General features: G+C 36.7%; 13 protein-coding genes and 1 pseudogene. 2 read left to right on the top strand and 12 right to left on the bottom strand.

Annotation, left to right across the window (positions count from 1 at the left end; genetic code table 11):
* Nucleotides 1-219: 219 nt before the first annotated feature.
* From V7083_RS03860 to V7083_RS03835, 7 genes and pseudogenes are all read right to left on the bottom strand, one after another.
* A complete protein-coding gene (locus V7083_RS03860) occupies nt 220-501 on the bottom strand; it encodes a hypothetical protein (protein WP_335475562.1) in 282 nt (93 codons plus the stop codon).
* Between the two features lie 720 nt (nt 502-1,221).
* Nucleotides 1,222-2,469, bottom strand: a pseudogene (locus tag V7083_RS03855) (IS256 family transposase).
* Nucleotides 2,470-2,624: 155 nt separating this feature from the next.
* Nucleotides 2,625-4,502: a hypothetical protein gene (locus V7083_RS03850; protein WP_335475560.1), complete on the bottom strand. Its 1,878-nt coding sequence runs from the start codon at nt 4,500-4,502 to the stop codon at nt 2,625-2,627.
* A 158-nt stretch (nt 4,503-4,660) separates the two neighbouring features.
* Complete coding sequence (locus V7083_RS03845; protein ID WP_335475558.1) at nt 4,661-5,368, bottom strand: M48 family metallopeptidase; 708 nt, start codon at nt 5,366-5,368, stop codon at nt 4,661-4,663.
* A gap of 16 nt (nt 5,369-5,384) precedes the next feature.
* Nucleotides 5,385-5,882 (bottom strand): DUF1456 family protein, encoded by a 498-nt coding sequence (locus V7083_RS03840; RefSeq protein WP_335475556.1) that lies wholly within the window; start codon nt 5,880-5,882, stop codon nt 5,385-5,387.
* Between the two features lie 128 nt (nt 5,883-6,010).
* Complete coding sequence (locus V7083_RS23710; protein ID WP_438823690.1) at nt 6,011-6,259, bottom strand: helix-turn-helix domain-containing protein; 249 nt, start codon at nt 6,257-6,259, stop codon at nt 6,011-6,013.
* Nucleotides 6,260-6,273: 14 nt separating this feature from the next.
* Entirely contained in the window at nt 6,274-7,572 is a 1,299-nt protein-coding gene (locus V7083_RS03835; RefSeq protein ID WP_335475554.1) for a hypothetical protein, read from the bottom strand.
* Between the two features lie 280 nt (nt 7,573-7,852).
* Between V7083_RS03835 and V7083_RS03830 the strand changes: the two genes are divergently transcribed.
* Both V7083_RS03830 and V7083_RS03825 read left to right on the top strand, forming a co-directional pair.
* Nucleotides 7,853-9,793, top strand: coding sequence for an NAD(P)/FAD-dependent oxidoreductase (locus V7083_RS03830; RefSeq protein ID WP_335475552.1), 1,941 nt, complete (start codon nt 7,853-7,855; stop codon nt 9,791-9,793).
* Nucleotides 9,794-9,928: 135 nt separating this feature from the next.
* Entirely contained in the window at nt 9,929-10,777 is an 849-nt protein-coding gene (locus V7083_RS03825; RefSeq protein ID WP_335475550.1) for an SDR family NAD(P)-dependent oxidoreductase, read from the top strand.
* A 113-nt stretch (nt 10,778-10,890) separates the two neighbouring features.
* Here the strand turns inward: V7083_RS03825 and V7083_RS03820 are convergent, their stop codons facing one another.
* The 5 genes from V7083_RS03820 to V7083_RS03800 all read right to left on the bottom strand — a co-directional run bounded on the left by V7083_RS03820 (nt 10,891) and on the right by V7083_RS03800 (nt 15,213).
* A complete protein-coding gene (locus tag V7083_RS03820) occupies nt 10,891-11,670 on the bottom strand; it encodes a Cof-type HAD-IIB family hydrolase (protein WP_335475548.1) in 780 nt (259 codons plus the stop codon).
* Between the two features lie 262 nt (nt 11,671-11,932).
* Nucleotides 11,933-12,265, bottom strand: coding sequence for a hypothetical protein (locus V7083_RS03815; protein WP_335475546.1), 333 nt, complete (start codon nt 12,263-12,265; stop codon nt 11,933-11,935).
* Nucleotides 12,266-12,755: 490 nt separating this feature from the next.
* A complete protein-coding gene (locus V7083_RS03810) occupies nt 12,756-13,337 on the bottom strand; it encodes a hypothetical protein (protein WP_335475544.1) in 582 nt (193 codons plus the stop codon).
* A gap of 16 nt (nt 13,338-13,353) precedes the next feature.
* Nucleotides 13,354-13,839 (bottom strand): MarR family winged helix-turn-helix transcriptional regulator, encoded by a 486-nt coding sequence (locus tag V7083_RS03805; protein ID WP_335475542.1) that lies wholly within the window; start codon nt 13,837-13,839, stop codon nt 13,354-13,356.
* Nucleotides 13,840-13,998: 159 nt separating this feature from the next.
* Nucleotides 13,999-15,213: an MFS transporter gene (locus V7083_RS03800; protein WP_335475540.1), complete on the bottom strand. Its 1,215-nt coding sequence runs from the start codon at nt 15,211-15,213 to the stop codon at nt 13,999-14,001.
* Between the last annotated feature and the right edge of the window lie 91 nt (nt 15,214-15,304).

The following is a 15,304-nucleotide window of genomic DNA, read 5'->3' as shown; positions in this document are numbered from 1 at the left end:
TCTATATTCAAGGAGAGTAACAAATCTGTAAATTCTATATTACTCAGCAAAATATTTCACCACTTATTTAGTATTAATATTGAAAAGGAGGCAAATATCTCAAAAAAAATACATATACAAGTATATACTCATGGTAGATTTAACAAACTATCTGAACACCCCCATTAAAATACCTTTTGTTATTATTTTAGTCATCTCATTCCTTCAAAATATAATTTATTATAAAAAAGGTGTATGATGAAAAACGGTATCCCCAGTTTTATTTTCAATTTTATTTGCAATTTTTAGAGCATAATTAAAAGATTCGGGATGAAGGGTTTTTGAAGTTGGTGCTACTTCTAGGTACTCTTCAAAATTAAATATTTCTTCTTCATACCCTAGCACATAGTAACATGGTAATTGGTCAAGCTCTCCATTTAATAAGAAATGTATTAAACCATTCACATATCCTTCAATATAGGCAACGTCATGGTAAACACCTTTTTCATATTTTTGTTGCATCAATATACCGTAATCTAATTTCTTTATCTGTCCACCGATAGCCTCGTTGATATGAAGGAATTAAGAATTTATAATTCTTTAACTCTTCTATTGTCTTTAGCTCTAGTAGGTCATTCATTTAAATATTCCACCTCCACAAGATAACCAGTATATTCTGATTTATAATTATATAATAATTATACCAATACTTTCCTTTCGTAACATTTAAATCTATTACTAATTTTGTATAATTAAGATAAAATATCAAAGTAAACCAAAAAAGGAGAAGAAAAATCATCCTCAGACGATTTTTCTTCTCCTTTAAAGTAAAACGATCAATAACATTGTTATTTAATTGTATTTGAATGGTATCAATCTTTTTCCTATCACTTATTGTAATTTTACTTATTATTAACTGTAGCAAATATTTCTTTTGCTTGCCCATATTCGCGAGAAAGTAACCCAGTTCGAGAGTGTTTTAGTTATTGATAAACATAAAGAGCAGTATGCCATTCAAACACTTTGTGAAGTTCTAGAGACCCCTAGCAGTACGTACTATCAATCTTTATAACATGCGGAGTCTAATCGTGAACGGGAAAACAAGGAACTAATCGAAAAAATAACCAAAATTCATTACAACCTTCAAAAAGAGGGATATTCGGTGAGCCTGAAAAGAGTCCCATCGCCTTCCCACTATTAAGGGGCAAGCACCTAGTGGGCTTGTCAAGAAAAGTGTGTAAGTTACTCTAAATATTTCATCACACGTTCCTTAAGGTGGTCATGAATTAATAGCTGGTTCATGACCAGTGCCCATTGTTGGATATGTCCACCTTCCCATTTGTTTTCAAGTTCTTTTGTTCGTAAATACAAGACTTTTAAAAGGGCGTTCTCATTAGGAAAGGCTCCTTTTTTAGTGACCTTCCTAAAGCTAGAATGGATACTTTCAACAGCATTTGTAGTGTACATAATTTTGCGTATGGCACTTCCATAATCAAATAGTTGTTCAACATGAGAAAAGTTTCGTCTCCAAACATCAATAGCTCCTGGATAAGCTGACCATTGTTGTTGAAAGGATTCAAACGCACTATGACATGCCTTAAGGCTTGGGGCTGCATACACTTTCTTTAGGGCAACAGTAAAAGGCTTGTAATCTTTACTTGGAACGTATTTAATCGAATTTCGAATAAGGTGAACCATACATCGCTGAACGGTAACTTGTGGGAAAATAGCACGAGCTCCATCTTCTAACCCACTTACTCCATCCATAGAAATAAAAAAAATATCTTCAACACCACGAGCTTTTATTTCATCAAATATTTGCATCCATTTATGCTTACTTTCTGTTTCATTTAACCATAAACCAAGGATCTCTTTCTTTCCTTCCATGGTATAACCTAATATCGTATAGACAGCGTATTTCTTTGCTTCATAGTCGTTACGAATCGTAGTATAGAGACAATCAACAAACACAAAAGGGTAACAGTTACTTAAAGGACGATTCTGCCACTCTTCTAAATCAGGAAGCACTGTATCTGTAATTTCGGATACCATTTCATGAGACACTGAAAAGCCATAGATGTCTTCGATAGTGGAAGAAATATCTCGTTGAGACATTCCTCTGGCGTACATAGAGATGACCTTGTCCTCGATGGCGGATACGTCTCTTTTACGCTTTGGGATTATTTGTGGCTCAAACGAACCATTACGGTCACGAGGAACAGCAATCTCAACTTCTCCAGCAGTGGTTTTAACTAATTTTTTCCCGTACCCATTTCTCCTATTACTTGTTTCTTTTTCTCCCTTGTCATTTGATACATAACCCAAATGATGATTCATTTCACCTTTTTACATTGACTCAAACATAGGGCCAAATATGTCTTTCAATGCATTTTGCATATCCTCTACAGTTTTAGGTTGGTACTGTTCAATAATCTTGTTAGCTAATTCTACGGAGTTAGGATCTCTTTTTAATTTTCCCATCACAAACACTCCTTTAGCTTTATACTTATAATTCTATCAAAAAAAAAACTGTGTGAGTAAGGAACCGTACGTATTCCTTACTTACACAGTTAATTTTACACTCCCCACCTAGTAAAAAATTAACTTTTGTATGTCCAAAAATTTGACATAGATCCAGTTACTTACTATACCTTTATTTTTTTGAAACTTATATTTTGCTGTTTTAATTCATTAAACTGTAAACTTAAATTCAGTGGTTTATAAGTTTTAAAGTCTTTTTTGAATCGTCGTTTTTCCACTCTTAAATACGGATTTTCCTTTATTAACGAATTAAAGTTTTTATCCGTTATACCATTGTTTTCAAAAGGAATAAAGTCTTTTATAGTCTTATTGGATAATAATTGATTTTTATACGATTCAATAATTTTAGGATATGTTTGTTTAAAGAAGTTTCTTGTTAAAATGCCTTCAACAACTTTAACTCCATTTTTTTCAATTGATTCACCTAAAAAAGATGAGATTATAATGATTTTTTCCACTTGTTCAACTTCTTCATTATTTATACCCAATAAATTACATAGGTTGTTAAGGTTTTGTTTTTGTGTGTAAAAATTAGAAATACGTATCATCTGATTAATTGCTTCATCAATTTTGAATCTCATTTTATAGTATTCATATGAACAAATAATATGAGCAAAATTCTTTATTTCACATAAATATAAAGTTTTCCCTATAAGAAACGCTCCATCGAGTTCATAAATTTCATTTTCATCTTTAGTCTTAATATTAATAAATCGTGAATTTGTATTTTCTTCTACTAGATTCTTAAATACTTTTTCATAGCCGTAACCCTTCTCACCTAAAATGGATTTCTTAGCCATTAATCTCATTATTGAACTAGTAATATTCAATGTTAGTGTTACTTGAGGAATTATTGTATACCTATTCTTATCTATTTGAATTAGCGGGCTTTCAAAAATACTCTCAGAACTACTAGTGAACATAACTAATTTTATTAGCCTATCAATTCTTGCTTCATCTATTCCCTTTTTAACTAAAAAATCATGGATCTCATCAAAAGAATAGATAGGAATGTTTCTTTCAACTGAGGCATCGCTTAATTTCATAGGTTCTTCAAAAGTCAATATATGTTGAAACGCTAATTCTTTCAAAATAAAGTATATTTGACATAGATCGTCTAAACTTATACCTATAGTTTTGTCGATAATTGCTTGAGGATTTTCTATATTTAAAAACTGTTTAATAAATTCAATATCATTCTTATAATTGAGATACAAGTCTTCAAACATTTCTCTTTCCGTTAGAAAATTTTTAAATTGACTCTCAAAAGTTTGCCTAGCCATTTTTGCTTCTAATGTTGTTAGATATCTATTTTTAGCAATATCTACCCTTAATTTATCATTCGATAACCTAATCTTTGTTTTTTTCTTATCTTTAAAAATCCTTGTACCAGCAAATTGCCAGTCATCTATCCAATTTCCCAATTGAAAATCTATAACAGCATTTTCAATTGTTTTCTCCATCTGATTCTCTATATCTTCGTCGCAAGAAATTTTATCAGTTAATTTTGATTTTTTTTGAAAGAGAACATACCATAGTACTTTCGAATAGGCTTCTATACTTGACTCATACCTATTTGAATCCATTGTTGTTGACATAAACATGCTGCCAGCCATTTTCTGTCCCATAATCAGCAAATTTGAAAGCAAGTCTTCACTTTCAAAAAAGGAAAACTTCATAACTTTATTCATTAATTGATTATTTTGATCAATCAAATCTTGAAACAAATTGATTTCGTCTTCTAAATCTAATATTTTTTCGGTTTCTGAATCACTTACCATTCTTTTTAAATCATCTAATAGTTTTTTTAAACGATTTTGATATTTGTTTTTTCCATATTTATTTAAGCAAATACCAGATACTTTGATATAATCAATCGTATCATCCAGACTATTTTTTTGTAGCATTGACAGAACATCTGCTTCAAATCTATTACTGATAATAGATTCATGGATTTTATCTAAATCATAGTACTTCTTCATTTTTCCCCTTCTTATAGATGAGCTATTTAGTATGTTAAATTTTCAAAACCTCATTTACTTATGATACGGTTCCCCACACCACAAGTAATAACATATTTAATACCTACTCTAACTTCACATCCACTTATACATGTCCGGAGCATTTTCTTAATAGGTTATTAAACAGTCATTTTCCAACCAGATAAAGTCAACCAGTTTTCCTTTTCCTTATAATCAGGCATTAGTTTTCCAACAAGGCGCCAAAAGGATCGATCGTGGTTTAGATGAACCATATGGCACATTTCGTGGATGACCACATAGTCGATTACCTCCTGTGGTGCCATCGCAAGTCTCCAATTAAAGGTTAACTGCAGTTTTGAATCACAGGTTCCCCAAGTTGTTTTGCTATCCGTAATTCGAATGGACCGCGGTTTTGTTTTGAAGTTGCATTGGTGGGTGGCTATGCTTTTCTCCACTAAACCCTTACACTGCTGATAATAAAATCGTTTTAGTGCTTGTTTAATTTTTTCAGCATCATGCTGCTTAACATATATTTGGAGTTTCTCTTCTTTAAACCCTACATAATCTTGCATGATAGTAGGATCTTGAACAATTTGGATGGGATAGGCGTTTCCTAAATAAAGAAAACGCTCACCATACTCATATTCCTTTTTCTGCGGCCCATCCAGCCTAGCTTTCATTTCTTTTATTTTCTGCTGAATAAGCTCCCAATTTTTCTCTAATAACTGGCGCACTCGATCATCAGGTGTCCCTTTCGGAGCCTGGACTTCCACATTTCCATAACCATCTATCGTCATTCCAATAGATGTACGATTTTTATATTTGACCTCGAATCGTATGGTCTCACCTAAGTAAGTATGTATCATATCATCACCAAACGAACTATTCCCTGTATTTGATCGCTAAGCCCTTTAAGAAATTCCTAGCAAATTTATCGCCGCATTCTTTATAATTCTTATGTCCCGCTTTTCTTAACAAAGCTCCAAGCTCTCCCTTTGAAACATGAATTCCCGCTTCTTTAAAAATATCCAGCATATCTTCAGTCGTTAAAGCTAAGGCGATTTTCACTTTCTTTAACAGGAGATTATTCATGTTTGCACTATTCGGCACTGGAGGTTCAGGCGTGTTAGGCTGTCCCGGCTTGGGCTCCTGTTTTCCTCTTTTATAAATAATCAATCCATTTAAAAAGGAATCCAACATGATGTTATTACATTTTATTTGATTGTCATTTTCTATGTCATCTTCGTCTACTTTTGTGAGAATCTGAATGACTTCTGGTACCGAAATATCCACTCCACCAAGTTTAAAGATCTCTGCCATTTCTTTATTTTTGATTTCCAGTGCGTATCTTAATCGAATTAATATATCATTATTTTCCACTATTAGTCCTCCTAGTTAAGTTACAGGTGCCTGTCCTTTATCTCAAAAAACCCTTATTTCATTAGTTTATAATACTTTACCGTCGATTAAATATCAAAAAAGAGAAAAAGCACTTACTTAAAATATTTTTAAAGAACTCCTCTTTTTCTTACGTAATGAAGGATTTTGTAGCTATAGGCAAGTTGAAAGACAGTTTCGCCATTTGTTAAGTCAATTTTGCTTAGTTCGTTTATTTTATTCAGACGATATTTGATAGTATTTCGATGGATGAAAAGCTGATTAGCTGTTTCATTCAGGTTTTGTCTGTTTAGGAGGTAGGCTTGCAGGGTTTCGTAATAGTCTGTGTTATTTTCCTTATCATAGTTTAATAGCGTCAAGATGGCCGGGTGGCTTATGTAAGTAGTTTGTCTTTTTCGGCCATATCATGCAGCAGCTGATAGAACTTTAAGTCATTATAGGGTAGCAGAACCTTCTGTCTGACAAGGATGGTTGCTAATTCAAAGCCCTGTACTAAGGAATGATAGTGGGTGGATAAATCGAGTAAATTGACAATTGAATCGCTATAGATGGCCCGAAGATTCTTTTGTTCAAGAATTTCAGAAAGCGATTGCTTCTTAGCTTCGTAATTATGGTTCCATTCCTTTTGTGATAGGAGAAGCACTAGTGAATCTTTATAAATGAACTGATGTCCATCCGGATACAATCGCGAAAGATGAGTATGCAGTGTTTCTGTTTTTTTCCTCGCTTTTTCAAATGAATCACCCTTAATCATCACAAGTTGATAAGGTTTTAATAATGATAACCCTGAAAGTTTTAACCGGGCAGTGAGCTCGGATTCTGAATGAATCTGATTTTCTATTAAATCAACAAAAAGCTTCTCCTGGGATATCAATTTGGAGGAATACTGGTGTGTCGTACGACTTACATGATGAACCATTATTTTACAAAACATCGACAACAACTTTACTTGCTCCTTCTCCAACTGAGAGTGACATTCTGGTATCACCAAATATCCAATCATCTTATTATCCAAATATAGTTTACTGACCCACTTGGTAATTTTATTGGCATGGCAGATAACAGAAAAAGGCTCCATTGTGGAAGGGGATTGCCTAACGGAATTCAGCTTGTTTACTTCGGACACGAACTCATATGAGCAGTAGCCATTCTTAATATTCTTCGCCCAAATTTCATCAGTCACTACTATTCTTTTTGAATATTGAAGGACTTTGAAGCTCTCATCAATTAAGATGACTGGATTATTTAGCTCTTTTTCAGCGAGAGCGATAACATGTACAAGATCCTTGCTTGTAATTAGTTCATTGAAAAGGTGGTAAGATTCCTGATAAAACAAGTGCTGCTCAGAAAATACCTTTTTTACAAAATTAAAAGTTCTGAACAAATCAGTACCTTCTGGGAGAACAATTAGGGTGCATCCTTGCTGAAGCAGCTTAGTCCTAATTGATACAGTAATCGGTACATCCTCAATAAGAAGCAAATTGTTATGATGAACCATATCTATTATTGGAAGAACTGCCGAAACAGTACCCATATACAATAATGAGGAATCTCCCAAATCATTTGTTGACAAAAAGTAAATATCGCGAAGTGATGCATCTTTTTGTGGCGGTTGCCATATTTTAGGTTCGAAGTTGGCTAGGTGGGTATGAACATTTGTAATGGAAATCATCCTTTTCACCTCTTCACTCCATTATATTTTTATCGTTTTAGAAAGAATAGGTTCGGGAACAATTGTTGCGGTTTTGTTCACAGGAGTGGACTGTTCGTGATATGCCTTGGAGCAGATCCTTTTTTAGCAACACTTCGTCCCCATGCAACCAAGCTGTCTTGACTTGTACCAATTGAACAAAACAGAACCAAAGATTTGTCTTCGAAGAACATGGGTTGCTTGTTTGAAATTTGATAATGTAGAACTATAGATTGTTCAATATTTCACAAGGAGGATCCACATGAAGTACAAACATTTATTTTCAAAAGGGAAAATTGGCAATTTGGAGTTAAAGAATAGAATTGTGATGCCTGCGATTGGTACAGCATTGGCCAGTTCAACTGGTGAAGCGTCACAGGAAATTATCGCCTATTACGAAGAACGCGCCAAAGGCGGCTGCGGTCTGATTATTACCGAGATTACTAAAATTGATGAGGAGTACGGTGCTGGCTGTGCAAACCAATTGACTCTGACTAAGCCACAGCATGTTCCACAACTGGAACGACTTGTCCGCACCGTTCATAAATATGATACAAAGCTTTTTGTCCAGCTACATCATCCCGGAAGAGAAACACACAGCGCATTGATTGAAGGTAGGCAAATAGTCGCACCGAGTGCCATTGCGTGTAAGCGTACTGTGGAAATGCCGCGGGCTTTGACAACGGAAGAAGTGGAAGGGCTTGTGAAGAAATTTGTGACAGGCGCAAAACTTGCGCAAATGGCTGGGGTTGATGGCGTTGAGCTTCACGGAGCCCACGGTTACTTAATCAACCAATTCTTAAGTCCATATACAAACCACCGGACAGACCGATATGGCGGAGATTTTATTAAAAGGATGCGTTTCATTACTGAAATTATATTGGGAATCAAGCATATTTGTGGATCGACTTTCCCAATCAGTGTTCGCTTAAGTGGCGATGAGTTTGTTGAAGGCGGCTTGAAGCTCGAGGATTCCATTAAAATTGCTCGTTATCTGGAAAGTATCGGCGTAGACGCCATCAATGTTAGCAGTGGAACCTACGAATCAGGTGTGACCATCATTGAACCAACCTCCTATCCTCAAGGCTGGAAGAAACATTTAGCAGCAGGGATCAAACAAGCTGTAAAAATCCCGGTTATTGCTGTTTCAACTATAAAAAACCCAGACTTTGCCGAGAGTCTGCTTGAAGAAGAAATTCTTGATTTTGTCGGTGTTGGGCGTTCCCAGCTTGCCGATCCGGAATGGAGCAACAAAGCATTGGATGGAAAAGATGATGAAATCCGACCATGTATCGGATGCCTGCATTGCATTGAGACCCTTAGTAAGGGAGGAGTTGTGAAATGTGCAGTCAATCCTCGTGTAGGACGCGAATTAGAATTTTCCTCATTGGATAAGAGTGGTAATGGTCGAGTTGTGATCATCATCGGCGGTGGTCCTGCAGGGATGGAAGCGGCCCGAACCTTGGCAGACCGCGGTTTTAAACCTGTTCTTTTTGAAAAGTCAGGTCAGTTGGGCGGTGCCCTAAGACTAGCAGGAATGCCTCCCGGCAAGAAGCTCATGACTGAGTTTGTTGAATACCAAAAACGTGAACTACTTCGCTTCAACGTAGAAATAAAGCTGCATTCAGAGCCAACTGTTGAGGATATTCAGGCATTGGATCCATATGCAGTCTTCTGGGCAGCAGGTGCAGAGCCAATCATTCCTCCAATTCCCGGTGTCGATGATATTCGTGTATGTACGGCGAACGATATCTTGGATGGTTCAGTCTCCTTTATTGGAAAACGGACAGTCGTCATTGGTTCAGGTATGACAGGATGTGAAACTGCTGAATTGTTGGCAACACAAGGCAATGAAGTCACAATAGTGGAAATGCAGGAACAAATTGGTAATGGCATTTATGCTTCCATTCTTTATGATATCACGCAAAAACTGAAACAATACAATGTCCAAGTAGTCACCAATCACAAGGTGGACTCGATCGGTAAAGATTCTGTAACGGTGGTTCATACAAAATCAGGACAACCTCAAACCTTAGTAGCACAACAAATAGTCCTGTCCCTTGGTGTCAAGGCGCAAAAAGGACTTCTCGAACAACTGGAAGAAGCCTTCCCAAGCAAGGTTCGAGTAGTCGGTGACTCCAGCAGAGCAGGCAAAGTATCTGATGCCATCCGCGAAGGTTTTGAAAAATCCTTTGTTCTATAAGGTTCTTCGGTTCCCCCCTTCCCAAGCAGGAGCTGACAGAGGATGCCTGCTTCCTTGCCTAGGGAGATGGGAACTGAACCATACCCTAATAGAGATAGTATAAAAACCCATTTTCAACAAGAAGGAGATTTTATAATGAAAGACTTTAAAGGAAAAACAGCTGTCATCACAGGAGCTGGCAACGGATTCGGGGCTGAATTCGCAAAAGAATGTGCCGCCCGAGAAATGAAGCTTGTACTTGCCGATATTGACCTAGCTGATTTGCAGAAGACAAAAGAACTCGTTGCCGGAATGGGTGCTGAGGTTGTTGCCGTCGTGACCGACGTCTCGATTTATGAAGAAGTAGAAAAGCTTGCAAAGACTGCTGTTGATACGTTCGGCAGTGTTGACCTGTTATTTAATAATGCAGGTGTTGTCGTGCCTGGACCAATTTGGGAGATTCCCGCTAAAGACTTTGACTGGATCATGTCCGTTAATGTGAATGGGATATTCTATGGCTTGCGTGCTTTCATTCCAATCATGCTTAAGCAGGATACACCTTGTCATATCGTCAATACGGCTTCAGTAGCTGGCTTACTTTCTACACATGGAATGGTGGCTTATCATACCTCCAAGCATGCATCTGTTGCGCTTTCGGAAACCACCTATCTTAGCCTGCAGGCGCAAAATTCAAAAATTAAAATGTCCGTGTTCTGCCCTGGATTTGTCCAAACCGATTTACATCATAGTGATCGCCATCGACCTGAACGTTTCGCGATTACACCTGAGGAACCATATTTTCAAAGTGCTTCATATAAAGCCGGTTTGGAAAGAGCCCGCCATGTCATCGAAACTGGTATTCCAATTGACTCAATTGGCATGAGTGTTTTTACTGCCATCGAGGATGAAAAGTTCTATATCCTGACTCATCCTCAATATCATCCGATTATTGGCAAACGAGTAAAGACCATTCTCGAAGGTGAAAATCCATCTATTAATTTCTAGGACACAATATGTCTATATCGTAAATATCAAAAAAGTAAACAGGCAACCTCTATTGAGAAGTTGCCTGTTTACATTCACTGTGTTTTCTTATTTTTTAATTACATTTTGTTGTGTTATAGCAACCCAACCATTTTAAGACCATGAGTAATCCCATTCTCTTCAACACTTTGTGTAACGAATTTTGCTACTTTCTTTACCTGATCCACTGCATTTCCCATTGCAACACTATTTTTTACTGTGGTAAGCATTTCTATGTCATTCAGACCGTCGCCAAAGGCATAATGGCGATCCTCAGGAATAGAGAGTTTTTTAACAATCTGTTCAATTCCTTTTGCCTTTGACCCTCCCTTTGGTATGACATCGACTGAAAGAGGATGCCATCTCACAAAATCAAACTCTTGAAACATCTCTTCGTATTGTTTCTCTTCACCAACCTGGCAAAATAAGAGGGTTTGATAAAGATCCCTGTCTTTGTAATAATTAGGATCAAACGTAGGAAAATGTTCAATTTTTAATGTGCTAATACTTTCCGCTATATACGTATGCTCTGGGACATTTGCCTTCATATCTTTGTGGTCCATGTACACTACTGGATGATTATTTAGAAGGGCTGTTTCTGTTAATTTTTCAAGTGATGGACTATTTAAGGGATTTGTGGATAATACTTCACCATTTAATACAACATATTGACCGTTATAACTAACAAATGTATGAATATCCAGTTCTCTTCGAAGATCCTCAAACATAAAAGGAGCCCTCCCTGTCGCAATAGCGACTTCGTGCCCAAACTTTTTCAGTTTAAAGATTGATTCTTTTGTTAAGGGTGGCAGTTCTTTATCATGAGTTAATAATGTTCCATCAATATCAAAAAAAATAATACTGCGTTTATTCATTAAATTCACCTTCCGATTGCTTTTTGTTCCATAACTTATCTTTAGTGTAAATTATGAAATGCATTTCATAGCAAGAAAAAATCATAAAAATTCAAATTCACCTGCTTGGCATCAAAAGGCAAATCAAAAGAAGAGCCACTCCGATTGTTTTTTACAAAGATAGGAAAATTAAATTGAGGATAACTAGCTTAGCAGTGTTTCTTTTGCAGGGGGATGAGCTGGAAATGGAAAGTAGTTGAAGAATTTAGGGGAAATGAAAACATCAGCCAAAATACACTTTAACACTGCCTTCTCTTTGTGCTGTTACTAAACAGTTTTTAATAAAAACCAGGATTTGTTTTAGATCCCATGGTAAGGTATCATAACTTGAATGGGTGGAAGCACCCTTATTGTATAATTGATGGAAGGCAACTAATGCCTTTTCAATTTGTTGTTTTGAAAAAGTAGAACTGCCTCCTGATCCGCTAACCCCAGCATAAAAATGATGTGCATCAAGTAAACGGTAGAGTATCGTTGCATTATAATTCCCCATACTAAAACGTGCATAAGCAATTTCGTCTCCTGCCCTATTTAATCCTAAAATATCATGACCCATAATTTTTCCTCCTCAAAATTATAAATGTGAAATAGTGAACAAAACCTAAAAGACTATAAATGATTTTCATTAGTTTTACATAAATATCACTCCTTTCAAGTTTGTTTTTAAAAATAGGATAGATGTATAAAAAGGGGTTAGGATGAAATAACATGAAGGTTCAATTAAGAGGATGTTCAAAAAAAGAGGGATAAATCATTAATATACCATTCATACAAGGGATTTTATGTTAATACAAGGTTTAAAAAGGTGATTATAAAGCAAGAGGGAATGTGAGGTTTTCTATTTAATAATTTCACGAATTATCAAAAATGTCAATAAACAATGATTCGACAAAGGGGAAACATTATAAAATAGCACCTCCATTCCCCGCTCATTCTCTGCCTTTTTTGCAATAACCAGCAAACCTTTTTTTGTTTTATATAAATTTGCTGTTAATAAACATCTGCCTCCTAATTTAGAATCTTCACCACTTCCTCTTTCCCCCAGTTCATTTGTGCTTAGTAAATTTCCATAACCCATAATGCCAAGCCATATACAGGAGAGCTAACAGTATATTAAGTAAACTTATTACGGAGAAAATCCATTTTCCTGCAGTTAGATACCCTGCAAGAGACGCTAGAAAGTCCAGATGTATTGGATAGTATTTTAGTAATGTAATAATAGTGAGGTTTTCCAAATAATCAAATATTCCTGCAACAAACGGGATGAGAATCCATACTTGGTGCGAATTACTTTGAAACACTTTATGATAAATGAACTTACTGACAACAGCTAGGGAAAGAGAGTACAAAAAGGGGAAGATCATATCAATAAAAAGAAGGAAATTGAAATAGATTTTTCTACCATCCGGTTGTATGATATCAAGTAGTTGATAGGCTTCTTTGTTTGTGAAGTAAAATTTCATATCAAGAATCCCAGCACCATTCGAGATTTGGTCAATCCTTTGTACACTGACAGGCAGATTTACGAGATTAATCATTGCCATAAATGATAGAGTCACCGTAAGAAGAACGATTACAGTTTTACCATTCGAGATTTTGTTTAAAACACTATTTATGAAATTAATCATATGATCTTCTCCCTCCCTACTTGAATTCACCTGTTAGGGTTATTTTTTTTTTTTGAGTTTTCCGCAGATGCAATGCATTCCCTGTTGGTTTTCCATCAACAAACTTCCAAAGTACATCTATTAATTCAGATACGGAAGATCCCTCAAGCATAGTATCGATGGAGTGATACGTTTCTGTCTCGACAGCCATAATCTTTAAAACGGCATCTCTTCCTTTCTTAGTTAAAGTAAGTGTTACTTTTCGGGAATCTGTTTCTGATTTTTTCTGTTCGATAAATCCACCCTCAACCATTCTATTCACCAATCGACTAGGACTTCCTGTCTCACAAATTAACAATTTACCAAGTTCAGCAAGGGAAAGAGGTTCATAATCAAAAAGTACACGTAGAACCTCACTCTGGGATGATGTTAACCCTAATGGACGTAGGACACTGGTAAACATTCTGCTTCCTTCTCTTTGCGCAGCTAAAATTAGGAATCGCAGCTCCTCAACCTTATTCATAAACAACCTCTCCTATAAAAAATCAATGATACATCATCAATGATACGTCATTATTTATTCAATTATCAACTGATTTTTGTAATTTTTTACAAAAAAAGAGTCAGTCCCCCTATATTTGATGGTGAGGGGAGTCTGACCCTTTTATATTGAAAGCATGTCTTAAGATAAAGACCGAAGCTTTCTGATAGAAGGAAATAAAAGCATCCAAAGACCAGCTACAAAAATCGTTCCGAGTCCACCAATAAAAGCAGCCGGAACCGCTCCAACAAAGCCAGCCAACATACCGGACTCAAACTCACCAAGTTGATTGGAGGTCCCGATAAATAGCGCATTCACCGCGTTTACTCGTCCCCGCATCTCATCAGGTGTTTGCAGCTGTACGAGTGAAGACCTTATGACAACGCTGATCACGTCCGATGCACCGATTATCAGGAGAGCAAACAACGATATGATAAGGTTTGTCGAAAGCGCAAAAAGAATGGTTGCCAAACCAAAAATGGCCAGTGCTCCAAATAGAGTGATTCCTACCTGTTTCCGAAGAGGAAAATAAGCCAGAATAATGGACATGACTAAGGCACCCACTGCTGGTGCAGTCCGCATTAATCCCAATCCCCAAGGACCTGTTTGTAAAATATCCTGTGCAAAAATCGGCATCAGTGCTGTAGCGCCACCAAGGAGGACAGCAAAAAGATCAAGTGATATCGTTCCGAGTATAACCGGATGACGATAGACAAAGACCAAACCCGAGAAAACGGAGCGTATGGATATAGGTTCCGATCTGCGGGTTGGTTGCTCCTGGGAGCTGATTAAGTATGTGAGGACGCAAGACAAAACTAATGCCACCGTTGCCGAGCTATAGACATATGCCGCACCTAGGGAATAAAGCAAACCTCCTAGGGCTGGACCAATGATTTGAGCCGTTTGACCAGCTGTCGTACTCATGGAAATGGCTTGCGGAAGATCCCTTGGTGACACCAACTGCGGTAACAATGCTGAAGAAGTGGGCCCTTCGAAAGCACGGCAAGCACCGATAATAGCGGCAACCAGCAAAATTTGCTCACGGCCTAACCAGCCGGCAAGACTTCCGTATAACAAAAGAGCAGCCATCACAGCCTCAATCAGTTGAGCAATTAATACAATCCTTTTGCGATCAAAGCGGTCTGCCACTTGACCGACCACCAATGTGAGCAAGACCATTGGAATAAACTGCGCAAGACCTACCAACCCCAGACTAAAAGCATCATGTGTTATTTCATACATTTGCCACCCGATTGCAACGGACAACATCTGGAATGAACTTGAAGACAAAATTCGTGACAGCCAAAAGTTTGTAAATGATGGCTGCCTGAGAGCAGATTTCTTAGCTGCATGCAAAACAAAACCACGACCTTTTTCCTAGAATAGAAGAAAAATATATTATCATACCTTTTTAAAACAATGAATATTATACTATTTATCCATCTTG

This window comes from Bacillus sp. JJ1764 (genome assembly GCF_036962145.1).
In the GTDB taxonomy this organism is placed as follows: domain Bacteria; phylum Bacillota; class Bacilli; order Bacillales; family Cytobacillaceae; genus Neobacillus.
Note: the sequence above shows the minus strand (reverse complement) of the source record. Positions and strands in the feature narration are given on the sequence as shown.